Raw genomic sequence first — 22409 nt, 5'->3', positions numbered from 1 at the left:
GGAAAGGAACGCACAGAACACCATGGAGATCTTCGAGCGGCTCGAATCCAATGTCCGCAGCTACTGCCGCAGCTGGCCGGTCGTCTTCGACACGGCACGCGGCAGCAGGCTGTACGCCGAGACGGGCCAGCCCTACCTGGACTTCTTCGCCGGTGCCGGCACCCTCAACTACGGGCACAACCACCCCGCGCTAAAGGCCGACCTGCTGGAGTACCTCGCCCGCGACTCCATCGTGCACGGCCTGGACCAGTACACCACCGCCAAACGCACCTTCCTGGAGCACTTCGACCAGCTGGTGCTGCGCCCGCGCGGCCTGGACTACAAGCTGCAGTTCCCCGGCCCGGCCGGCAACAACGCGGTGGAGGCGGCGCTGAAGCTGGCCCGCAAGTTCACCGGGCGCGAGACCGTGGTCAGCTTCACCAACGGCTTCCACGGCATGACCCTCGGCGCGCTCGCCGTCACCGGCAACTCGATGAAGCGCGGCGGCGCCGGCGTCCCGCTCGGCCACGCCGCCACCATGCCCTTCGACAACTACCTCGACGGGCAGACCCCCGACTTCCTGTGGCTGCGGGCGCTGCTGGACGACAGCGGCAGCGGCCTGGACAAACCCGCCGCCGTGATCGTGGAGACCGTGCAGGGCGAGGGCGGTGTGAACACCGCCAGCCCCACCTGGCTGCGCGGCCTGGCCGGGCTGTGCGAGGAGTACGGCATCCTGCTCATCGTCGACGACATCCAGATGGGATGCGGGCGGACCGGGCCCTTCTTCTCCTTCGAAGAGGCCGGCATCACGCCCGACATCGTCACCCTGTCGAAGTCGCTGAGCGGCTACGGCCTGCCCTTCGCCCTCACCCTGCTCCGCCCCGAACTGGACGTGTGGGAGCCCGGCGAGCACAACGGCACCTTCCGCGGCCCCGGCCCCGCCTTCGTCACGGCCGCGGCGGCGCTGCGCGCCTTCTGGGCCGACGACACCCTGGAGCGGCAGACCCTCGCCAAGGGCGAGCGGGTGCGGCGGCGGCTGGACGAGATCGCCGCCAGGCACGCCGACGCCGGCGTCGCCGAGCGCGGCCGCGGCCTGGCGCGCGGCCTGGTCTTCGACGAGCCCGGCATGGCGGCCAAGGTCTGCCGCGCCGCCTTCGACCGCGGCCTGCTGATGGAGACCTCCGGCCCCGAGGACGAGGTCGCCAAGCTGCTGCCGCCGCTGACCACCACCGAGGCCGAGTTGGACGAGGGCCTGGACATCCTGGCCGCCGCCGTCGACGCCGCCCGCGGCCTCGACGCCCCGCCCGCGGCGCCCGCCGAGCCCGGCCGCCTGGCGGGCACCCGCTGACAGGCGCGGCGCCGCACTCCGCCCGGCGCGCGGCCGGGCCCCGGGACCGACACGAACAGGAGCACCCATGATCGTCCGCCGCCTCGGCGAACTCGACGGCACCGACCGCGACATCACCTCCGCCAACGGCAACTGGCGCAGCCGCCGGCTGGTGCTGGCCAGGGAGAAGGTCGGCTTCTCGCTGCACGACACGGTGCTGTACGCGGGGACCGAGACCCGGATGTGGTACGCCAACCACATCGAGGCGGTCTACGTGATCGAGGGCGAGGCCGAGCTGACCGACGAGGAGACCGGCCAGGTGCACGAGCTGCGCCCCGGCACCATGTACCTGCTCGACGGGCACGAGCGGCACACCCTGAAGGTCAAGCAGGACCTGCGCACCGTGTGCGTCTTCAACCCGCCCGTCACCGGGCGCGAGGACCACGACGAGAACGGCGTCTACCCGCTGCTCACCGAGGACTGAACCGCACCGGGCCGCCCGGGGCCGGCCAGGTCCCGGACCGCCCGGCGCAGCCGCGAGGAGTGATCCGCCTGGCCCACCCGACCCACCCGACCCACCCGGGGCGGCCGCCGTGCCGCGCCCCGCCCAGCCGAGCCGCCCAGCCGGCCCGACGACCGGAAACCTGATACGAACCACCGTGGAGGGCATCCGCAATGACGGTGCTTAACGAGAAGCTCGACAGTTCCGCCGCGTTCGACGACTACCCAACCCGCAAGTCGACCGAGCCCGCCCTGCTGTACCGGCGCGACCCCGTGGTCTGGGGTGACGGCGGCGCCGGCCCCATCGACGCCGCCGACCTGAGCGGTTTCGAGGAGAAGGGCTTCCTGACCGTTCCCGAACTGCTCACCCCCGGCGAGGTCGCCGAGTGCGCCGCCGAGCTGGACCGGCTCGCCTCCGACGAGACGCTCAAGCGCGACGAGCGGACCGTGGTGGAGAAGGACTCCGACGAGGTCCGGTCCATCTTCGAGGTGCACAAGATCAGCGAGCTGTTCGCCAAGCTGGTGGCGGACCCGCGCGTGGTGGGCCGCGCCCGCCAGATCCTCGGCTCCGACGTGTACGTGCACCAGAGCCGCGTCAACTACAAGCCCGGGTTCAGGGGCAAGGACTTCTACTGGCACTCCGACTTCGAGACCTGGCACGCCGAGGACGGCATGCCCCGGATGCGCGCGGTCAGCATCTCCATCGGGCTGACCCCCAACTACCTGTACAACGGCAGCCTGATGATCATGCCGGGCTCGCACAAGACCTTCGTGTCCTGCGTGGGCGAGACGCCCGAGGACCACTACCGTTCCTCCTTGAAGGCCCAGGAGATCGGGACGCCCGACGAGGGCAGCCTCACCATCCTGGCCGAGCGGCACGGCATCGAGCTGTTCACCGGGCCGGCCGGCTCGGCGACCATGTTCGACTGCAACTGCATGCACGGGTCCAGCGGCAACATCTCGCCCTACCCGCGCTCGAACGTGTTCGTCGTGTTCAACAGCGTTGAAAACACCTGCGTGGAGCCGTTCTCGGCGCCGCGCAGACGTCCCGAGTTCATCGCGGCCACGGACTTCACCCCGGTCGCCTGAGCCGTGCCGCCGGCCGGCCGGGAGCGCGCGCTCCCGGCCGGCCGGCGGCTCCCGCGGCCGCCGCCTCGACACCGCGGTGACGCCTTCGCGCTCGAATCGTGATGATCTTCCCGTGTCGCGGCTCGGATCGGGGGAAGGCTCGTGCGAACCGGGACCGCCTTCCGTGACGCGACGGCCACCGCGCGCACTCGACCGCGGTTTCACTCCTAGGAGGTCAGAGAACATGACGCATCCCCAATGGCGCCGCCGGGACCTGCTGCTGCGCATGGCGGGTCTGGGGGCCGCCGCGGTCGCCGGACCCGCCCTGCTGTCGGCCTGCACGCCGACGGACCCGGGCACCGGCCAGACCGAGGGCGGAACGCTGCAGCGCCTGCGCGACCAGGGGTTCGTCAACGTCGGCTTCGCCAACGAGGCGCCCTACGGCTACACCGACTCCAGCGGCAACCTCACCGGCGAGTCGCCCGAGTTGGCCCGGGTCATCTTCGCGGCGCTCGGCATCCCGGAGGTGCGCGGCACCCAGGTCGAGTTCGCCGGCCTCATCGCCGGCCTCGGCTCCCAGCAGTTCGACCTGGTCGCCGCCGGCATGGCCATCACGCCCGAGCGCTGCGAGCAGGTCGCCTTCACCAATCCCGAGTACCTGGCCCCCACCGCCTTCATGGTGCCCGAGGGCAACCCCGAGAACATCGTCGCCTTCGAGGACGTCGCCGACAATCCGGACCTGCGGCTGGGCGTGCTCACCGGCGCCGTCGAGGAGGGCTACGCCACCACGCTCGGCGTCGCCGAGAACCAGATCACCCCGCTGGCCGACCAGCCCACCGCATTCGAGTCGCTGGTCGCGGGGCGCATCGACGCCATCGCGCTGACCAGCATCTCGCTGAACTACCTGCTCAGCCAGAACGAGGGCGAGCCCTTCGAGGTGACCGAGCCCTTCTTCCCCGTCATCAACGGCGAGGAGATCATCGGCGGCGGCGGCTTCGCGCTGCGCCAGTCCGACCAGGACCTGGTGGAGGCGATGAACGCCGAGCTGGAGACCCTCAAGCAGAACAACGAACTGCTGCCGATCCTGGAGCCCTTCGGCTTCACCGAGGCCGAACTGCCGGGCGACTACACCGCCCAGCAGCTGTGCCAGGGCGGCTGACACGGGCCCATGCTCAACAGCCTCCCCCTCTATCTCAACGGGGTCTGGGTCACCGTCCAGATCACCGTCGCCGGCGCCGCGCTGGCGCTGGCGCTGTCCTTCGCCGCCGGCCTGCTCGGCTCCGCCCGGCGCCGCTGGATCAGGGCGATCGGCCGCGTCTACACGGAGTTCTTCCGCGGTGTGGCCGCGCTGGTGCTGATGTACTGGCTGTTCTACGCGCTGCCCTACGTCGGCTTCCGGCTGGACCCGATGTTCGCCGCCATCCTCGCCCTGGGCCTCAACGTCGGCGCCTACGGCGGCGAGGTGGTGCGCGGCGCCGTCAACGCGGTGCCCCGGGCCCAGATCGAGGCCACCACCGCGCTGAACATGGGCTACGTCCAGCGGATGCGCCTGGTGGTGATCCCCCAGGCCTGGGCCGCGATGCTGCCGCCGATGGGCAACCTGCTCATCGAGCTGATGAAGGGCAGCGCCGTGGTCGGCCTGATCACCGTCAGCGACCTCACCTTCGTGGTCCGCCAGCAGTGGTCCTCGGGCGGCGACACCCTGGTGGTGTGGGGGCTGGCGCTGCTGTTCTACTTCCTGATCGCCCAGGCCCTGCTGCTGGGCGTGCGGTACCTGGAGCGGCGCGCCAACGCGCGGCTCGGCCGCGGCCCGGCCTTCCGGGCCGCGCCCGAACCGGCCGCGGCCTCTGCCGGAGGGAGCGGCCGATGAGCTGGGACTGGGACTACGCGCTGTCGGCGCTGCCGATCCTGCTGCAGGGCCTGCAGCTCACCGTCATCGCCACCATCGGCGGCTACGTGCTCGCCATCGTGCTGGGCCTGGTGGTCGCGCTGGTGCGGCGGCTCGCGCCCCGCTGGGCGGGAACCGGTGTGTACTGGGTGATGGAGTTCATTCGCAGCACACCGCTGCTGGTCCAGCTGTTCGTGCTCTACTTCGGACTGCCCGTCTTCGGCATCGTGCTGCCGCCCATGGTGGTGGGCATCATCGGGCTCGGACTGCACTACGCCGCCTACACCGCCGAGGTGTACCGCTCCGGGATCGAGGCGGTGCCCCGGGGTCAGTGGGAGGCGGCCACCGCGCTGAATCTGCCGACCCGGCGGGTGTGGACCGGGGTGGTGCTGCCGCAGGCGATACCCAAGGTGATCCCTGCGCTCGGGAACTACCTGATCTCGATGTTCAAGGACACGCCGCTGCTGCTCGCCATCGGAGTGGTGGAACTGCTCAACTCGGCCTACCGGCACAGCGCGCGGACCTTCGAGGACCCCTTCGAGCTGATGACCATGGTCGGGCTGCTCTTCCTGGCTGTGTCCATCCCCTCCGCGATCTTCATCCGCCACCTGGAGCGACGCTATGCAGCAGTCTGACCCGCACGACCAGCCGGCCGCCGAGCCCGCCGACGGGTCGGACGACGCCTACATCCGCTTCGAGCAGGTGGTCAAGCGCTACGGCGACAACGTCGTCCTGGACCACCTGGACTTCCGGGTCGCCGAGGGCGAGCGCGTCACCCTGATCGGGCCCAGCGGCTCGGGCAAGACCACCATCCTGCGGCTGCTGATGACCCTGGAGAAGGCCAACGGCGGCGTCATCTGGGTGAACGGCGACTCGCTGTCGCACATGCGGCGCGGAGGGAAGCTGGTGCCGGCCGACGAGAAGCACCTGCGCTCGGTGCGCTCCAGCATCGGCATGGTCTTCCAGCAGTTCAACCTGTTCCCGAACATGACCGTGCGCCGCAACATCACCGAGGCGCCCGTGCACGTGCTGGGCGTCTCGCAGGACGAGGCCGACCAGCGCGCCGGCGAACTGCTCGAACTGGTCGGGCTGGCGGAGAAGATCGACGCGCACCCCACCCAGCTGTCCGGCGGCCAGCAGCAGCGGGTGGCGATCGCGCGGGCGCTGGCCATGCGGCCCAAGGTGCTGCTGCTGGACGAGGTCACCTCGGCGCTCGACCCCGAGCTGGTGGCCGGCGTGCTCGATGTGCTGCGCAACATCGCCACCACCACCGACATCACCATGCTCTGCGTCACCCACGAGATGTCCTTCGCCCGCGACGTGTCGCACCGGGTGCTCATGTTCGACCAGGGCCGCATCGTGGAGGAGGGTCCGCCCGCCCAGATCTTCAGCGAGCCGCGTGAGGAGCGCACCCGCTCCTTCCTCCAGGCCGTCCTGGAGGACTGAGGCCGCCGTGGCGCCGCCGCCCGGCGGCGCCCCCGGTCACTCCGGTGTCTCGGCCTGCGCCAGCAGCCGGCGGGCGTCGGCGGCGTGGGCCTCCGGCAGCGGCGGCTCGGCGGCCAGCGCGGCGCGCAGCGCCTCGGCGGCCGCGGCGCGGTCGCCCGCGTCCAGCGCGGCGCGGGCCCGGCGCACCAGGGTGCGCGGCCGGCCGGGCACCAGCTGCTCGGCCCGCGCCAGCTGCCGCTCGGCCTCGGCGCCCTCGCCCAGCCGCAGGTGGGCGAGGGCCAACGCGGAGCGGGCGTCGGCGAGTTCGTCGGCGGTCAGCCGGGCGCCGTCGGCCACCGCCTGCGCCAGCAGCCGGCGGGCCCGGCGCGGGTCGTCGGAGCCGGCCGGGCGCTCCACCAGCACCTGGCCGAGACCGGTGAGCACCAGCGGGCTGCCCGGGTCGGCCTCCAGAGCGCGGGCGAAGGTGGCCCGCGCGTCGGCCCAGCGGCCGCGCAGCCATTGGGTGTAGGCCAGGCCGGTGAGCGCGACGATGTTGCCCGGCTCGGTGCGCAGTGCCTGGCGGTGTTCGTCGGCCGCCGCCTCGTAGTCGCCCGCGGTGAAGAAGACCTCGGCCAGCGCGACCAGCATCTGCACCTTGGCGCGGTCGTCGTCGGCCCGGTCGAAGCCGCGAGCGGCGCTGCGGTAGCTGCTCTCGGCGGTGCGGTAGTCGCCGGACACCCGCGAGATCATGCCGCGCATGGCCAGCGCGTTCGCCTCGTGCCAGTCGTCGCCCGACGCGGAGTAGTGGTCGACCGCGCTGCCCGCGTAGGCGTCGGCGGCGCGGAAGTCGCCCCGGCCCAGCGCATTCTCGGCTGCGGCCAGCAGCTCGGCCGGGGAGCCGGACGACTCGGGCGCCCCCGGGCGCGGCTCGGCCTGGCCGCCGCGGCGGCGCCGGAAGGCCGCGTTCGCGGCGCGGATCGCGGTGACGAGGTGGTCCTGGCCCAGCTGGTACCAGGTGGCCAGCGCGCGCCGCTCGGTGACCAGCACCTGCTCCTCCACCAGGGTGTCGGCCACCTCGTTGGGCATGCCGCCGGTCATCAGCAGCCCTCGGCAGGCGTTGGCGCGGGTGCCCAGGTCCGTGATGAACTCCGACTCCAACCAGTCACGGATCTCCCGTTCGGACACGCTGCGATGCGCCGCCGCGGCCGCTTCGACGGCGGCGTCGTAGAAGGCGACGAGGGCTTGGTCGACACCACCGTAGTCTGTCAGGTCGTCCGTACTGACGCGGCCTGCGTTCACCGGGAGTGACGACCACAGTGTCTCGCACACGATCTGCAGGTGAATGGGAGTGACCGAATCTTTATGGATGGTGGTGGAGCGGCCGGTGCCCGACACGAAGGTGAAGGTGCGCAGCCCGTCGACCAGCCGCTCGGCCGCGCCCGGCTCGAAGGGGCGGCCGGCCAGCTCGGCCGGGCCGCGCACCGCCTCCACCGCCGCGTCCGGGCGCAGGTCGAGCAGCCGCCGGAAGATCGGGGTGCGCACGCCCAGCCGCGGCAGGTAGGCGGTGAGGTCGGCCAGCCGGTCGTCGCGGATGCAGATCAGCAGCCGCACGTCCAGCTCGCCGCCGACCACCTCGGCGAGCTGGTCGATCAGCGCGTCGCGCTCGCTCTCGCGGTCGGGGACGTCGGTGAACAGCTCCTCGAACTGGTCGATGGCGGCGAAGACCGGCACCGGCTGGCCGTAGCGGTCCAGCCGGGCCGGCCGCGACCTCAGGTAGTCGGCGACGGTGGTGCCGGGCGGCGGCGGCCGCTCGGCCCGGGCCCAGCTGCTCAGCAGGGTGTAGCCGTAGGTGTTGTGCGGGTGCTCGTCGGCCAGCGGATGGGTAGAGGAGTGCACCACCCGGCCCAGGCGCAGCACGTCGGCGTCGGGCTCCTCCAGCGGGAGGCGGGGCAGCACCCCGGCGTTGAGCAGCGAGGTCTTGCCCGAGCCGCGGGGGCCGTGCAGGATCACCGGGTCGCCGGCCACCCAGAGCGAGGCCAGGTCGTAGGACTCGGCGCCGCGGCCGAAGAACAGGTCGCTGTCGTCGCCCCGGAAGGGGCGGGGCCCGACGTAGGGGCGGCGCCGGGCCTGCGGGGACGGGGTGCTCATGTCGGGTCCTCCATCCGGAGGCGCAGCTCTGCCGCGAACTGCTGTGCGGTGCCGAGGTAGAGGGAGATGTCGCGCTGGTCGAAGTGCCGGGTGACGTACTGCCTGGCCGCCTCCACCTGCGCCGGGTCGTCGGCGTCCCGGACGGCGGGGTCGACCTGGACGCTGATGTGGCGGCGGCGGCTCTGCCGCGAGATGGCCAGCCTGATGCTGTGGTACAGCACCCGGAAGGACCAGTCGGCGAGGCTGTACCCGACGAACAGCAGCGGCTTCGCGCCCAGCCGCTTGCGGACCGGGCCGGGGGCGACGGCCGGGTGGTCCTGCACCAGCGCCACCAGGTAGTCGAGGTAGTCGTCCTCGGTGAGCACCAGCGACAGGGGGCGCTCGGCGTGGCCGTGCAGGTGGAAGACGAGCGGCCGGTCGGGCGCGGGCCGGTAGTCCGACGGGGTCACCCCCACCCGCTCGTGCTGGCGCACGGCGGCGGGGACCAGCTCCTCGGGCAGCAGCAGGCCGGGCCGGTCGGCCGCCTCGTCGCGCTCGTCCGCCAACTCGTCGTCGGAGACGGCGTACCAGCGGCTGAACGAGGTCGTCGGCGCCTTGCCGCGGCCGGCGAGGGCGCGCTGCATCAGGTCGTCGTAGTTGGTCGTCAGGTAGGTGCCGAGCGGGAACTGCGCCAGCAGCCCGTGCACGGAGTCGGCCGCGCCGAAGTCGGGCGCGGGGACGCCGGTGAAGAACCGGGCGATCAGCTGCTCCTTGACCACCTGGTCGTCGCGGACGCGGGTGGAGACGAACTGCGCGACCCGGGGGAGGTCGCGGTCGTCGGGGAACGGATAGCCGTACTCCGCCGCCCACAGGGCCGCGATGTCGCCGCCGAGCGGCAGGACGGGGTGGCTGGCGCCGGCGCCGAGGAACGGGGTGCAGTCTCCGTTTCCCAGTTGCTTGAGCAGCCGTTTCCAGTCGCCGTCGTCCAGGCTCTCGGCGAAGCGGGCCATCGTCACCCCGATTTCGCGTGGGCACGTATGGACGACCGGCACCGCACCGAACCCGCTGATCTCGTCCATCTGGCCTCATTCGGACACACGTGTTCTGACATTGGCGGAATGGGGCGGAAGCGTCAATAGGAGCTGCGATTTGATCATCGAAATGATCATCTGACGGGTTCTCCGGTTCCGGTGTCCGTGCGGCGGATGGGGCCGGAGCGCCTGCGGGGCGGGCGATCGCGGCATGTCGGGAGCGTGGCGGCGGCTTATATGGGGCTGTACCCGGCACGGGGCATCATCTACAGTTGTTCCCTTTGACCCGGCTCGCATAGCGTGGACTCATCATCTAGGCTGAACCGCATCCCAACGGGCTAACCGCGAACGGGCGTAGCATGATCTCGGACAATCAGTCATTTCCGGCGGTAGCGGCCGAAAATGGCGTGGTGCGGCGCGACTACGCCCTGCACTGGGGCCGTGAAATCCCGGTCAAGAACCCGCACTTCACCGGCCGGGAGCACGAGCTCCACCAGGTGCGCGAGAGCCTGTACTCCGCCGCCACCGCCGTGCTCAGCCACCCGCCCCAGGTCCTCTACGGCACCGGCGGCGTCGGCAAGACCGAGATCGCCGCCGAGTACTGCCACCGCTTCGGCGGCGAGTACGACGTCGTCTGGTGGATCCGGGCCGAGCAGGAGAACGAGATCGTCGACAGCCTGATCAAGCTGGGCCGCCGCCTGGAGCTGTCCGAACTCGACGTCGAGAACCAGTCCTTCTCCACCCACGTCGTCCTGGACGCCCTGCGCCGCGGCAGCCCGCACGCCCGCTGGCTGCTCGTCTTCGACAACGCCGCCGAGCCCGCCGTCGTCCAGAAGTACCTCCCCAGCGGCCAGCCCCACGGCCACGTCATCATCACCTCCCGGCTGCGCCACTGGTTCCGCCACACCCAGGCCGAGGGCGTCGAGGTCAACACCTTCCGCACCGAGGAGACCGTCGAACTCCTCCGCAAGCGCGTCCCCGGCCTCGCCGAGGTCACCCCCGCCACCCCGGACCAGGCCGAGGCGACCGCCACCGAGAACCGCCGCCGCCTCGACCTCACCACCCGCCTCGCCAAGGAGCTCGACAACCTCCCCCTCGCCGCCGACCACGCCGCGGCGTACCTGAAGGAAACGGGCGTCACGCCCGAGCACTACCTGGACCTCTTCACCAAGAACGCCCACGACCTCCTCGAACGCGAGGTCGACACCAAGTACCCGCATCCGGTGGTCAACACCTGGAACATCACCCGCGAGCGGCTGAGCAAGCCGGCCGCGGAGCTGTTCAACACCCTGGTGCACTTCTCGCCGGAGCCGATCTCGTCAGACCTGTTCGAGCAGCGCGCGCTGGCCGACCGGCTGGAGGAACCGCTGGCCGGCGTCGTCCGCAGCGAACTGGAGCTGTACCAGGCGGGCCGCGAGCTACTGGGCTTCTCACTGATAAAGCTCGACGGCCAGCGCGAACTGATGCAGGTGCACCGGGTCGTCCAGCAGGTCATCCGCGGCCAGCTGGCGATCGACGACGCGGACTCCGAGCGCAGGTACCTGGAGATCGTGCACATCCTGCTGGCCGGCTCGGACCCCCAGGACCCTGACCGGCCCGAGAACGACAGCCGCTACAACCTGTCGCTGCCGCACCTGGAGGCTGTGCGTGCCGCGCACACCGACAACCCCGCGCTGCGCAAGCTCATCGTCGGCCAGGTCCGCCGCCTGTACCTGCGCGGCGACCACATGCGCGCGATCCGGCTCGGCGAGCCGATCCTTTCGGTGTGGCGCGAGCGGCTCGGGGCGGACCACCTCGACACGCTCCAACTCGCGGTGCAGCTGGGCAACGCCTACCGCCCGGCCGGGCGCGACACCGACGCCCGCGAACTCAATGAGGACACCCTCAACAGGCTCCGCGAGCACCATGGGGAGAAGGCTCAGACCACGCTGATCTGCGCGAACAGCTATGGTGCCGACCTGCGCAACCTCGGCCAGTACGACGGCGCGTACGAACTCGACCAGTGGCTGCTGCCGCTGCACGTCGAGGTCTTCACCGAAGATCACGAGCGCACCTGCAAGTCGCGCAACAACCTGGCCACCGACCTGTTCGCCCTCGGCCGCTACGACGGTTCCCTGGAACTGCACCAAGAGAACTTCGATACACGTCAGCGGCGGTTCGGTCGGCTGTACCCCAGCACTCTGTTCGCTCAGACCAACATCGGCCGCGCCCTGCGCGCTCGCGGACAGTACAGCGAGGCACTGATCGAGCACCGTGACGTCACGCGGGCGTGGGATGAGATGCGCGACGTCAGGAAGCACCCGTGGCGGCTGCGGGCGTTCCTGGACTTCTCCATCTCGCTGCGCGAGGCGGGCTACCTGGACGACGCCCGTCAGGTGGGTGAGAAGGTGCTGGCGGAGCACCGCGAATTCCTGAGTGACCGCAACGTCGAGACGCTTTCGGCGGCGAGCAGCGTGGTCAACGACCTGAGGCTCACCGGCGACCTCGCCGCAGCGCGCGCCCTCGGCGAGAAGACCCTGGAGGGGTACGAGAGGATCCAGGACCTGATCGGACCGCTGAGCAATACGGCGGTGCTGGTCAATCTGGCGATCGTGCTGCGGCTGCAAGGGGAACCGCAGGCGGCCCGCGAACTCGACGAACGGGCCTTGGAGACCTTCCGCAGCGTCTTCGACTCCGACCACCCGCACGTACTGGCGGCGCGCGCCAATCTGGCGAGCGACCTCGCCGCCATGGGCGAGACGGAGCGTGCTCGCGACATCGGCACCGAGGCGCTGCGGAGCAGCCGCGAGGTGCTGGGCGAGCGGCATCCGCACACTCTGGCAACCGCCGCCAACCTGTCGCTGGACCTGCGCGCCACCGGCCGGGGGGAGGCGGCCGACGCCCTGCTGGAGGAGACCCTCGCGCACTACAAGGACACGCTGACCCTCCAGCACCCCGAGGCCAAGATCGTGCAGCAGCGCGGCCGGGTGAACATCGACCTGGACACCATCCCGCGCTGACCGGTCAGCGCGAGCGCGCGGCCAGGTCGGCGCGCAGCCGGCCGGAGATGTGCGCGATCAGCGCGTAGAGGTCGGGGCAGTAGACCGACGGGTTCTTGAAGCCGCTCCCGGCGCGGTAGCGGTGCGGGTAGTAGCCGCCGCCGCAGACCCGGTGCACCGGGCAGGCCAGGCAGTCCTCGCTCAGCGCGGCCGCGCCCAGCTGGCGGGCGACCGTGGTGGGGTGGTCCAATGCCGCGTCCAGCGGGTCGGCGGCCACGTGCAGCCCGGTCCGGGCCGCTCCGGAGTAGGCGGCGCTCAGGGTGTCGAGCTGCTTGATCTCGCCGTTCGTCTCGATCACGAGCGTGCGCGCAGGGCTGAGCCCCACGGCCTCGCTGGCGCTGGCTCCGCCCAGCAGCAGATGCAGGATCTCGGTGAACAAGCGCACCCGGGTGGTCTGGGCCGGCGCGCCGTACCAGTCCTCGAAGACAGCGATCAGCCAGTCGGCGTACGGCGTCGCGGGCTCGCCGGGGCGGCGGCCCGGCGGGGGAGCGGTCCAGGTGCCGTGCGGCAGCAGGAAGTCCACGGCGGGCGGGTCGAACTCCAGCAGCGCCCGGTAGGTGGACACCGGGTCGTTGGCCAGATCCACCGTGCACAGGATCCCGCCGAAGTACGGGCGGTAGCGCTCGGCGCCCAGCAGCCGCAGCGCCCGGACGACCGCCGGGTGGCTGCTGCGCCCGCCCGGTCGGCGGCGGTACCGGTCCGTCGCCTCCCGATCGCCGTCCAGGCTGACGCCGATCCGCACCCCGGCGGCGGCGAGCTTGCTCAGCACCGGTTCGGTGAGCGAGACCCCATTGGTCTGCATCCGCACGTCCAGCCGCGCGGGCACAGCGGCCCGGAAGCGAGCGACGAGGCCGGTGAGGAAGTCCGCACCGGCCAGCAGCGGCTCGCCGCCGTGCAGCACGAGCCGGACCGCGTCGAGCGCGTGGGCACGCGCGTGCTCGGCGACGCGGGCGACGGCCGCGTCGGCGACGTCGTCGGGCATCCGCCTGGGCTGCTCGCGCCAGCTCTGGTCCGCCATCTCGTAGACGTAGCAGTAGGAGCAGGCCAGATCGCAGCGGCTGTGCACCTTCAGCACGAACTCGCGGAACGGCAGCCGGGGCAGCCCGGCGGCGCGCAGCGCGGCGACGTCGAGACCCGTACCGGGCCATGGCGCGGTCACCGCGGCCGCGCCTCGGCCGGGCGGGACGTCAGCCAGGTCAGCCGGTGGTCGGCGTTGAGCGTGTCGGCGTCGCGCTGCGCCGCCCTGGGCACCCGCTCCGAGCGCCACGCCTCAGTGGACGCCCGCATGCCGCGTACCAGCCGGACGCCCGCCTCGTTCAGCGCCTCGGCCTCCTCCAGCGCGTCCAGGGTCCGCTCGACGGCGCTGCGCCAACGGGCGAACTCCACGTGCGCGCGGTGGCGGGCGGAGACGTGGGCGCGGACGCGCCGCCAGAACTCGGTGACGCCGATGTAGGCGTAGCAGCCGTGCAGCAGCCCGTCGACCGGGCGAGCGTCGGGTCGCCACGGCGCGTAGTAGCGGGCGCCGCTGTCCCGTTCGGTGAAGGGCATCATGTCGTTGAGCGCGCCGAGCACGACGTGCTGGAACTCGTGCACCAGCGCCTCGGCGAAGGAGGCGGCATCGCCCGGCGGCGACATCGCCACCGCGCCGAAGGCGGAGGGCGCGGTGCCGCTCGTCCGGCCGGTCGGGCGGGCGGCCAGCGGGACGACCGTGTGCAGGGCGGCCGCCAGGGCCCTGGCCCGCTCACCGTGGTGGCGGCTGAGCAGCCGCCAGGCGGGGGCGAAGTGCGTCCGCCAGCGGCGGTCGGGCTCCTCGCCGCCGGGCCGGCCGCGGCGGTAGGTCGTGCCGAGCGCCGGGTCGACATCGTCGACGAGCACTTCGACCGGGACGCTGCCGGGCGGGTTGCGCAGGCGGGCCACCGGGCTCCACCGCCCGTTGCCGCCGGAGCCCTCGCCGATCGGGAGCCGGATGCCGGCCCGCCCCGGCGGCAGCGCGAAGGTGCCCACGCCGGGCGTGTGGCGGAGTTCCGCCCACGCCGGGCCCGGGAGGTGGAGCGCCCCGAGCGTCGGCAGCGCCAGCGCGCCGTTCCGGACCGGCACCCGCAGCCGCGCCTCCAGTCCGGAGCGGATGGCCGCCAGGGCGGCCAGCGCGTTCAGGCGGCCGAGTTCGGCGGCGCGTTCCCGGTCGTCGGAGTCGCGGTGGAAACCGCTGAGGCAGCGAAAGGCCCAGGCGCCGAAATGCGGTAGCCCGATGACCTGCGCCGCAGTCGTGGGATCAGTTCGCTGCACATCGGTGAGCAGCTGGAATCCGGAGTCGAGTCCGGCGGCGGAATAGGCGGAGGGAAAGCGGTCCGCGCCGACCGCCATGACCGTTCTGAGGAGGAGCAGGTGCTTGCTCAGCTCCGCTCGTGCCAGCACGGCGATCGTGCCCGGACCTGCCGCGCTGGCGGCGATCAGATCGAAATCGCGGCCGCTCAGTTTATGGGTTCGCACGGACGGTTGGATTTCGATCAAATGGACGAGTCGAACTCGGCGGAGACCTCGCTGGTCGCGACCAGTTCTTCGATCCGCCGCAATGCGTGGGCGAGTACCGAGTCGTCGAGGTCGGTGAGTTCCGGTAGGGGGATCTCGGTGAGATCGATAAGGGTGGATTCGAGATCGTGGTCCGGACCCACCATGCGGCGCCCTCCTAGACATACCCGGTCACAGCATACGATGCGATTTAACGAGAAAGAAACGGATTCGGCGGGAAATTCATGATCGTCTTTATGTGGATTTCGTACGGGTGTTCGGGTGCTCGCGGGGATCGTCGGTCCCCGGGGTGACGGGCCGCCGATTCGCGTGGTGGCGGTGCGGCGGCCGGATGGGGCGGGTGGTGGGGGACGGAGCCTTTCGGTGGTTGTGGTGCGAGTCGTCATGCTCCGTTCACCTTCCCTCCATCCGTTCACCGGAGGTTCGATTCCCCGCTGAGCGACGCTGATGCCGCGTATCGGTCGAAATCGGGGGCGGTTCGGCGGACGGTGGGCTTATCGGGCCCTTGGAAGGGCGTGGCGGTGTGAGGCGGGTCATCGCGATCCTGCTGGCGGTGGTGCTGCTCGGGGGAGTGGGCTGGTTCGTGTGGCGGCAGCTGCGGCCCGCGGCGGTGGAGGTGCACGGCGTCGCGGGCTCGGAGAAGCTGCCGTTCCTGCGCGACGAGCGGGTGGTGGCGCGCTTCCGCGAACTGGGCTACGAGCTGGTGGTCGAGGCGGTCGGCTCGCGGCAGATCGCCACCCATCCGCGGCTGCGCGAGGTCGACTTCGCCTTCCCCTCCAGTGAGACGGCCGCGGCGCGGGTGCAGCAGGAGCTGGAGACCACCGAGCAGTGGCTGCCCTTCGACAGCCCGATGGTGGTGCTCAGCTGGCAGCCCGTGGTCGACGCGCTGACCGCCGAGGGGCTGGTGGAGACCGACGCCGGCGGCGCGCAGGTACTGGACATGGCCGCGCTGTTCGAACTGCTGGGCGAGGACGCCCGCTGGGACGGGCTGCGCGAGCCGGTGCCCGAGCTGGCCCGGGGGCAGATCATGGTCAGGACCACCGATGTGCGCACCTCCAACTCCGCCGCCATGTACCTGGCGCTGGCCGGCTACCTCGGCAACGGCGAGACCCCGGTGGCCGCCTCCGACGTGGACGACGAGCTGATGGAGCCGCTGGCCGAGCTCTTCCTGGACCAGGGCGAACTGGCCTCCAGCAGCGAGTACCTGTTCGAGAACTACGCGGCGCGCGGCGTCTCCTACTCGCCGATGGTCTTCACCTACGAGTCGCACTTCGTCGACGAGGCGATGCGCGCCGACACCCGGGTGCGCGAGGGCATGGCCGTCATGTACCCCTCGCCCAGCGTGGTGTCGGGCCACGTCGTGGTGCCGGTGCCCGGCTCGGAGACCGGCTCCGAGGTGGGCCGGCTGCTCACCGAGGACCCCGAACTCCAGCGGCTGGCCGCCGAGTACGGCTTCCGCCCCCGGGAGGCGCCCGACGCCTTCGCCGAGGTGGTGGCCGGGCTCGACCAGCCCGCCCGGCAGGAGATCGCCGACGTGATCGGCGCCCCGACCTACGAGTCGCTGGAGCGGATGATCCAGTGGATCGAGGACGAGTACCAGGACTCCGGCATGGCCGCCCCCGCGCCCGCCGACCCCGGCGCCGACATCGCGCCCCGCTCCGGCGAGGGGGCCTGAGGTGCCCGCCCCCGGCGGCCCGGCGCGCACCCGCGGCCGGCCGCCGCCCCGGCCCGCACCCGGCCCGCCGACCGCCGCCGAACCCGTGAGGAAGCCCCGAGCATGACCCAGCCGACCCAGCCCCTCCAGCCGCCAGGCGGCGACCTGGTGCTCACCCCGCCCGAGCCGGTGGCGCCGGTGGAGCCCGAGCGCGCCGCCACCCTCGTCCCGCTGGACGACGAGGTCCGCGCCGACCTCGACCGGCGGGCCGCGTCCTACGTCGACGCGCTCACCTCGCTGGACACCCGCTCGCCCGAGTTCCTGGCCAAGGTCGGCGACATCGCCGGCCTCGGCGACACCGAGATGCGGGCCAGCGCGTCCTCGGCCAACCGCATGCTGGACCGCTCGGTGGCGGCGCTGGCGGGCGCGGGCGGCGAGGGGGCCGGCGCGCAGTCCAGGGTCGGTCAGGGCCTGGTCGAGCTGCGCCGCACCGTGGAGGACCTGGACCCCAAGGACCTCGGCAAGGTCACCGGGCGCCGGATGCTGTCCTGGCTGCCCTTCGGCAACAAGCTCCGCGACTTCCTGAACCGCTACCAGAGCGCCAACACCAACATCAACAAGATCGTGCTCAGCCTGCGCAGCGGCCAGGACGAACTGCGCCGCGACAGCACCGCCATCCAGCACGAACGCACCCAGCTGTGGCGCAGCATGGGCAAGCTCCAGGAGTACGCCGTGCTCAGCGAGGCGCTGGACCGCGCCCTTGAGCAGCGCATCGCCGAGGTGGAGGCGCGCGACCCCGAGCAGGCGCAGGCCCTGCGCGCCGACGCGCTCTTCCCGGTCCGCCAGCGCCACCAGGACCTGCTCACCCAGCTTGCCGTCTGCGTGCAGGGCTACCTGGCGCTGGACACCATCCGCCGCAACAACGAGGAACTGATCAAGGGCGTCGACCGCGCCGCCGTCACCACCGTGTCGGCGCTGCGGATCGCCGTCACCATCGCGGGGGCGCTGGCCAACCAGAAGCAGGTCATCGAGCAGGTCAACGCGCTGCGCGGCACCACCGAGAACCTGATCGCCGCCAATGCCGAGATGCTGTCGGCCCAGTCGGCCGAGATCCAGCGCATCGCCGCCGACCCCGCGGTCGGGGTGGAGACGCTGCGCCGCTCCTTCGAGCAGATCTACCAGACCATCGACAGCATCGACCAGTACAAGGCGCAGGCCGTGCAGAACATGCGCAGCACGGTCGACGCGCTCAGCTCCGAACTGGGCCGGGCGGCGGGCCACCTGGAGCGGTCCGCCGCCCGCAACGAACTCGAAGCCTGACGGCGGAGGAAACGGTGACCACCCCACCCGCGCCCGGGCGCGGCCCCGTCCGGCGGATCGCCGCCGCCACCGCCGCGCTGCTGCTCGCCGCCGCCTGCACCCCCGGCCCCGACCCGGCGGGCCAGGCGCCCCCGGGCGTGCTGCGGGTGCTCGGCGGCAGCGAGCTGGCCGACCTGGAGCCGATCCTGGCCGACGCCGAGGAGGCGACCGGCGTGCGGATCGAACTCACCCAGAGCGGCACCCTGGACGGCCTCGAACGGGTCGCCGCCGGAGAGGCCGACGGCGAGTACGACGCGCTGTGGTTCTCCTCCAACCACTACCTGTCGCTGCTGCCCGGCGGCCGCGACCGGGTGGCCACTGAGACTCCCGTGATGGCCTCGCCCGTCGTGCTCGGCGTCACCGAGTCGGCCGCGCGGCGGCTGGGCTGGGACGGCGGCGCCGAGGTCGGCTGGCGCGACATCGCCGACGCCGCCGCCTCCGGCGAGCTGGAGTACGGCATGACGAACCCGGCAGCCTCCAACTCCGGCTTCTCCGCCCTGGTCGCGGTGGCGGCCGCCTTCTCCGACACCGGCGCCGCGCTGCGCGAGGAGGACGTCCCCGGGGTGGCGGCCGAGCTGACCGACTTCTTCACCGGGCAGGCCCTCACCTCCGGCTCCTCGGGCTGGCTGCAGCAGAGCTTCGCCGCCCGGGCCGCCGACCCCGCCACCGCCCTGGACGGGCTGGTCAACTACGAGTCGGTGCTGCTCAGCCTGAACGCCTCCGGCGACCTCCCCGAACCGCTCACCCTCGTCTACCCGGCGGAGGGCGCCGTCACGGCCGGCTACCCGCTGACCCTGCTCGCCTCCGCCGACGCCGACGCCGCCGCCCGCTACGAGGCCGTCGCCGCCTTCCTGCGCTCGGCCGCCACCCAGGAGCGGATCATGGCCGAGACGCACCGCCGCCCGGCGGAGCCCTCGGTCGAGCTCGCCGCGGGCTTCGGCCCCGCCTCCTACCCGGAACTGCCCTTCCCCGCCACCAGCGGCGCCGTCGACGCCCTGCTCGCCGGGTACCTCGACCACTACCGCCGCCCCTCGCGCACCGTGTTCGTGCTCGACTTCTCCGGCTCCATGGAGGGCGAGCGGATCGACGGGCTGCGCGCCGCGCTGGGCACCCTCGCCGGCGGCGCCGCCCCGGAGGGCGCCGCCCGCTTCCAGCGCTTCTACGGACGCGAGCAGGTCACCCTGCTGCCCTTCAACCACGTCCCGCTCATCCCGCAGCGCTTCGAGCTGCCCGCCGACGGCCGCGAGGACGTGCTCGCCGACATCCGCGCCGCCGCGGCCGAGCACCCCGTCGGCGGCGGCACCGCCGTCTACGACAGCCTGGAGCGCGGCTACCAGCTGCTCGCCGAGCAGGCCGAGGAGGACGAGGGCGAGGACGCCACCGACCACATCAGCACGATCGTGCTGATGAGCGACGGCGAGAACACCGACGGCGGCACCCTCGCCGACTTCGAGGCCGCCTACGCCGCCCTGCCCGCCGACCTGGCCACCGTGCCCGTGTTCACCGTGCTGTTCGGCGATGCCAACGAGGCCGAGATGGAGCGGGTCGCCGAACTCACCGGCGGCCGCTCCTTCGACGCCCGCACGGTCCCGCTCGACGAGGTCTTCCGGGAGATCCGTGGATACCAGTGAGCCCGCGCCCCGGCCCCGGCCGCTGGCCCGGCTGGCCCGCTACGCCGAGTCGCACGAGAACCTGGCCGGGCTGGCCGGCGCCGTGCTCGGCCTGCTGCCGCCGCTGGCCGGCGCCGTCCCGCCGGGCCTGTGGTGGCTGGCTCCGGCCGGCTACCTGATCGGCGCGCTGCTCGCCGCCGGCCTGTGGCCCACCCCCGGCCCGGTGGTGCGGGCCGAGCCGCTGGCCGCCGAGGTCGCCGAGCTGCGCGCCCGGCAGAACCGGCTGGTGGACGAGCTGTGGGTCAACCGGCGCCGGCTGCCCGCCGAGGCGCTGCCGCCGCTGGAGCGCGTCACCGCCTCCCTGGACTGGCTGCTGGCCGAGCCCGAGCGGCTGGCCGGGCGCCCCGACGAGCTGGCCGCCACCCAGGCGCTGCTGGTGCGCGACCTGCCGACGATCTTCCGCAACTACCACCGGCTGCCCCACCACCTGCCCATCGCGCTCGGCCCCAACGGCACCACCGCCGCCCAGGAGCTGGCCGAGCAGCTCGGCGCCGTCGGCGACCGGCTCGAATCGGTGGTGCGCCGGGTCGCCGACGACACCGTCCAGGACACCATCGTGCAGCGCCTGGACCTGGAGGCGCGCGCCCGCGCCGAGGACCCGCCCGGCCCCGGCGGTCCGCCGCCCGGCTGAGCCGCGGCGCCCGCTCGGCGCCGATTCGATCTCACGGCGGTTACTTTCGCGGCACGGCATGCTCGGCGGAACTTGGCTACAGCAGCTCCGACATGCTGAAATGCCCCAGCGGAGGGCGTACCGGGCGGCTCGGCGCGGCATGTTGCGCCGTTGACGCTCTCTGGGGACGGTGGTAGACATCCGCCAACCTGTCCGGCCGCCGCCAGTGCGGGCGCGACGTGGGAAAGCTCCGTGCAGCCGCTCCCCCCGGACCTCCGGCCGGATCCGGCGGCACCGGGGCGGCAGCTGCCCGACCCGGCGGCCGGCCCGCGCCGGCCACACGACAGTGGAGGATCGCAACACATGGTGGCCCACCGGACGACACCGGCCTCCAGAGCGCGGCGCTACGCCGCGCTGCTCGGGGCGCTCGCGGTCCTGCTGCTGGTGACACCGCTGACCGCCGGGGGAGCGAGCGCCGAGGAGGACGCGCCGACCACGATGACGGTCGCCGTCGCCCAGACGCCCGACTCCCTCAGCCCCTTCCTCGGGCAGCGGCTCATCACCACCAACATCTACCGGCTGATCTACGAGCACCTGACCGCCTACGACCAGGCGACCAACGAGCCCATCGGCGCGATCGCGGAGTCCTGGGAGTTCTCCGACGACGGCCTCACCTGGACCTACCACCTGCGCGAGGACCTGACCTGGAGCGACGACCAGCCGCTCACCGCCGACGACGTCGTGTGGACCTTCACCACGATGATGGAGGACGAGGGCGCCGCCACCGCCAACGGCAACTTCGTGGAGAACTTCGAGTCCGTCACCGCCCCCGACGAGCACACCGTCGTCATCGAGCTCTCCCAGCCCCAGGCCACCATGCTCGCCCTCGACGTGCCGATCCTGCCCCGCCACATCTGGGAGAACGTCGAGGACTACGGCGCCTTCCACAACGACACCGAGTTCCCCATCGTCGGCAGCGGCCCCTTCATCCTCACCGAGTACGAGCCGGAGCAGTTCATCCGGCTGGAGGCCAACCCCGACTACTGGCGCGAGCGCGAGACCGAGGGCTTCGACGAGATCGTCTTCCGCTTCTACACCGAGCAGGACGCCATGGTGGAGGCGCTGCGCACCGGCGAGGTCAGCCTGCTCACCCTCCCGCTCACCCCCGCGCAGGCCGCCTCCCTGGAGGGCGAGCCGAACATCGCCATCAACAACGCCACCGGCAAGCGCTTCTTCGGCTTCACCATCAACCCCGGCGCGCAGACCGTCGACGGCGAGGAGTTCGGCGACGGCCACCCCGCCCTGCGCGACCAGGAGGTGCGCACCGCGATCATGCACGCCATCGACCGCGACGCCCTGGTCGAGCGGGTCGAGGGCGGCTTCGCCGAGGCGGCCCACGGCTACATCCCCAGCCGCTACGACGACTACCACTGGGAGCCCACCGACGAGCAGCGGATCGACTACGACCCCGAGCTCGCCAACCAGATCCTCGACGAGGCCGGCTACGAGACCGGCGACGACGGCGTCCGCGTCTCACCCGACGGCGACCGGATGGCACTCCGCATCCACGTGCACGCCGACCGCCCCAACTACGTGCAGACCGCGGACTTCCTCGCCCAGTGGCTCGGCGAGATCGGCATCGAGGCCGAGGTGCTGCCGGTCGCCGAGGTCGGCGACGCGCTGACCGCCGGAGAGTACGACCTCATCTTCACCGGCTGGAACGTCAACCCCGACCCCGACTACGTGCTCGCCATCCACCGCTGCGACGCGCTGCCCCGCGAGGAGGGCGGCTCCATGCAGTCCGACGCCTACTTCTGCGACGAGGAGTACGACGAGCTGTACGAGCGGCAGGCCGCCGAGACCGACCCCGCGGCCCGCGCCGAGACCGTCCGGCAGATGCAGGAGATCCTGTACGAGTCCGCCGTGGTGAACGTCCTCAGCTACCCCAACGCCGTCGAGGCGTACCGGTCCGACCAGATCGCCTCCATCCAGGTCCAGCCCGACCCCGGCGGCAACATCTGGGGCCAGGACGGCCACTGGAGCTTCTGGTCGGCGCAGCCCGCCGCGCCGCGGCCCGAGGGCGCCGGCAACTCGCCGCTGCTGTGGATCGGCGTCGGCGCCGCCGTCGTCGTGGCCGCCGGACTCGGCGTCCTGCTGTGGCGGCGCCGCTCCTCGGCCACCGCGGACGACCGCGAGTAGCGGC

18 protein-coding genes are annotated in these 22409 nt (G+C 72.3%); 13 read left to right on the top strand and 5 right to left on the bottom strand.

Annotated elements, in window-relative coordinates; genetic code table 11:
• Window positions 1–22 precede the first annotated feature (22 nt).
• From ectB to ehuA, 7 genes are all read left to right on the top strand, one after another.
• Window positions 23–1327: a diaminobutyrate--2-oxoglutarate transaminase gene (ectB, locus tag CLV72_RS07655; RefSeq protein ID WP_106242108.1), complete on the top strand. Its 1305-nt coding sequence runs from the start codon at window positions 23–25 to the stop codon at window positions 1325–1327.
• 67 nt (window positions 1328–1394) lie between these two features.
• Window positions 1395–1790 carry an ectoine synthase gene (locus CLV72_RS07650; RefSeq protein WP_106242104.1) on the top strand — a complete coding sequence of 132 codons (396 nt, stop codon included), beginning with the start codon at window positions 1395–1397 and terminating at the stop codon, window positions 1788–1790.
• A 191-nt stretch (window positions 1791–1981) separates the two neighbouring features.
• Window positions 1982–2896: an ectoine hydroxylase gene (gene thpD / locus CLV72_RS07645; RefSeq protein ID WP_106242101.1), complete on the top strand. Its 915-nt coding sequence runs from the start codon at window positions 1982–1984 to the stop codon at window positions 2894–2896.
• 223 nt (window positions 2897–3119) lie between these two features.
• Complete coding sequence (gene ehuB, locus CLV72_RS07640; protein WP_106242097.1) at window positions 3120–4034, top strand: ectoine/hydroxyectoine ABC transporter substrate-binding protein EhuB; 915 nt, start codon at window positions 3120–3122, stop codon at window positions 4032–4034.
• Between the two features lie 9 nt (window positions 4035–4043).
• Window positions 4044–4745: an ectoine/hydroxyectoine ABC transporter permease subunit EhuC gene (gene ehuC / locus CLV72_RS07635; RefSeq protein WP_106242094.1), complete on the top strand. Its 702-nt coding sequence runs from the start codon at window positions 4044–4046 to the stop codon at window positions 4743–4745.
• Window positions 4742–5398, top strand: coding sequence for an ectoine/hydroxyectoine ABC transporter permease subunit EhuD (gene ehuD / locus CLV72_RS07630; protein ID WP_106242090.1), 657 nt, complete (start codon window positions 4742–4744; stop codon window positions 5396–5398). Before ehuC ends, ehuD begins: the two co-directional genes overlap by 4 nt.
• On the top strand, window positions 5385–6209 hold the full coding sequence (gene ehuA / locus CLV72_RS07625) for an ectoine/hydroxyectoine ABC transporter ATP-binding protein EhuA (RefSeq protein WP_106242087.1): 825 nt from the start codon (window positions 5385–5387) through the stop codon (window positions 6207–6209). Before ehuD ends, ehuA begins: the two co-directional genes overlap by 14 nt.
• Window positions 6210–6245: 36 nt before the next feature.
• Here ehuA and CLV72_RS07620 read toward each other — a convergent pair whose 3' ends face one another.
• Window positions 6246–8336, bottom strand: coding sequence for a tetratricopeptide repeat protein (locus CLV72_RS07620; protein WP_106242084.1), 2091 nt, complete (start codon window positions 8334–8336; stop codon window positions 6246–6248).
• The gene (locus CLV72_RS07615; RefSeq protein WP_106242081.1) at window positions 8333–9394 is read right to left on the bottom strand and encodes an SIR2 family NAD-dependent protein deacylase; all 1062 of its coding nucleotides are present in this window, start codon (window positions 9392–9394) and stop codon (window positions 8333–8335) included. The genes CLV72_RS07620 and CLV72_RS07615 overlap by 4 nt, the downstream gene beginning before the upstream one ends.
• A gap of 362 nt (window positions 9395–9756) precedes the next feature.
• On the opposite strand from CLV72_RS07615, the gene fxsT reads away from it, so the two are divergent.
• The gene (gene fxsT, locus CLV72_RS07610; protein ID WP_170140911.1) at window positions 9757–12345 is read left to right on the top strand and encodes an FxSxx-COOH system tetratricopeptide repeat protein; all 2589 of its coding nucleotides are present in this window, start codon (window positions 9757–9759) and stop codon (window positions 12343–12345) included.
• Window positions 12346–12349: 4 nt separating this feature from the next.
• Here fxsT and CLV72_RS07605 read toward each other — a convergent pair whose 3' ends face one another.
• Genes CLV72_RS07605 through CLV72_RS32075 form a run of 3 tightly spaced genes read right to left on the bottom strand, consistent with a single transcriptional unit; the run spans window position 12350 to window position 15059 of the window.
• Complete coding sequence (locus CLV72_RS07605) at window positions 12350–13543, bottom strand: FxsB family cyclophane-forming radical SAM/SPASM peptide maturase (RefSeq protein WP_106242075.1); 1194 nt, start codon at window positions 13541–13543, stop codon at window positions 12350–12352.
• Window positions 13540–14874 carry an HEXXH motif domain-containing protein gene (locus tag CLV72_RS07600; protein WP_170140910.1) on the bottom strand — a complete coding sequence of 445 codons (1335 nt, stop codon included), beginning with the start codon at window positions 14872–14874 and terminating at the stop codon, window positions 13540–13542. The genes CLV72_RS07605 and CLV72_RS07600 overlap by 4 nt, the downstream gene beginning before the upstream one ends.
• 17 nt (window positions 14875–14891) lie before the next feature.
• Entirely contained in the window at window positions 14892–15059 is a 168-nt protein-coding gene (locus CLV72_RS32075) for an FXSXX-COOH protein (protein ID WP_170140909.1), read from the bottom strand.
• A 377-nt stretch (window positions 15060–15436) separates the two neighbouring features.
• Here CLV72_RS32075 and CLV72_RS07595 point away from each other — a divergent pair, with 377 nt between their 5' ends.
• From CLV72_RS07595 to CLV72_RS07575, 5 genes are all read left to right on the top strand, one after another.
• Window positions 15437–16588: a hypothetical protein gene (locus CLV72_RS07595; protein WP_106242067.1), complete on the top strand. Its 1152-nt coding sequence runs from the start codon at window positions 15437–15439 to the stop codon at window positions 16586–16588.
• Between the two features lie 102 nt (window positions 16589–16690).
• Entirely contained in the window at window positions 16691–17887 is a 1197-nt protein-coding gene (locus tag CLV72_RS07590; protein ID WP_106242061.1) for a toxic anion resistance protein, read from the top strand.
• A gap of 14 nt (window positions 17888–17901) precedes the next feature.
• A complete protein-coding gene (locus tag CLV72_RS07585) occupies window positions 17902–19557 on the top strand; it encodes a VWA domain-containing protein (protein ID WP_106242056.1) in 1656 nt (551 codons plus the stop codon).
• Window positions 19544–20227 carry a hypothetical protein gene (locus CLV72_RS07580; RefSeq protein ID WP_106242053.1) on the top strand — a complete coding sequence of 228 codons (684 nt, stop codon included), beginning with the start codon at window positions 19544–19546 and terminating at the stop codon, window positions 20225–20227. Before CLV72_RS07585 ends, CLV72_RS07580 begins: the two co-directional genes overlap by 14 nt.
• A gap of 342 nt (window positions 20228–20569) precedes the next feature.
• Window positions 20570–22405 (top strand): ABC transporter substrate-binding protein, encoded by a 1836-nt coding sequence (locus CLV72_RS07575; RefSeq protein ID WP_106242050.1) that lies wholly within the window; start codon window positions 20570–20572, stop codon window positions 22403–22405.
• Window positions 22406–22409 lie beyond the last annotated feature (4 nt).

It is taken from the genome of Allonocardiopsis opalescens (assembly GCF_003002095.1).
GTDB classification, from domain to species: Bacteria; Actinomycetota; Actinomycetes; order Streptosporangiales; family Streptosporangiaceae; genus Allonocardiopsis; species Allonocardiopsis opalescens.
This window is presented reverse-complemented; position numbering and strand designations above follow the sequence as displayed.

Excerpts from the sequence above, each read along its gene's own strand:
- ectB (WP_106242108.1), top strand. The coding sequence starts at position 23 with ATGGAGATCTTCGAGCGGCTCGAATCCAATGTCCGCAGCTACTGCCGC.
- CLV72_RS07650 (WP_106242104.1), top strand. The coding sequence starts at position 1,395 with ATGATCGTCCGCCGCCTCGGCGAACTCGACGGCACCGACCGCGACATC.
- thpD (WP_106242101.1), top strand. The coding sequence starts at position 1,982 with ATGACGGTGCTTAACGAGAAGCTCGACAGTTCCGCCGCGTTCGACGAC.
- ehuB (WP_106242097.1), top strand. The coding sequence starts at position 3,120 with ATGACGCATCCCCAATGGCGCCGCCGGGACCTGCTGCTGCGCATGGCG.
- ehuC (WP_106242094.1), top strand. The coding sequence starts at position 4,044 with ATGCTCAACAGCCTCCCCCTCTATCTCAACGGGGTCTGGGTCACCGTC.
- ehuD (WP_106242090.1), top strand. The coding sequence starts at position 4,742 with ATGAGCTGGGACTGGGACTACGCGCTGTCGGCGCTGCCGATCCTGCTG.
- ehuA (WP_106242087.1), top strand. The coding sequence starts at position 5,385 with ATGCAGCAGTCTGACCCGCACGACCAGCCGGCCGCCGAGCCCGCCGAC.
- CLV72_RS07620 (WP_106242084.1), bottom strand. The coding sequence starts at position 8,336 with ATGAGCACCCCGTCCCCGCAGGCCCGGCGCCGCCCCTACGTCGGGCCC.
- CLV72_RS07615 (WP_106242081.1), bottom strand. The coding sequence starts at position 9,394 with ATGGACGAGATCAGCGGGTTCGGTGCGGTGCCGGTCGTCCATACGTGC.
- CLV72_RS32075 (WP_170140909.1), bottom strand. The coding sequence starts at position 15,059 with ATGGTGGGTCCGGACCACGATCTCGAATCCACCCTTATCGATCTCACC.
- CLV72_RS07590 (WP_106242061.1), top strand. The coding sequence starts at position 16,691 with ATGACCCAGCCGACCCAGCCCCTCCAGCCGCCAGGCGGCGACCTGGTG.
- CLV72_RS07575 (WP_106242050.1), top strand. The coding sequence starts at position 20,570 with ATGGTGGCCCACCGGACGACACCGGCCTCCAGAGCGCGGCGCTACGCC.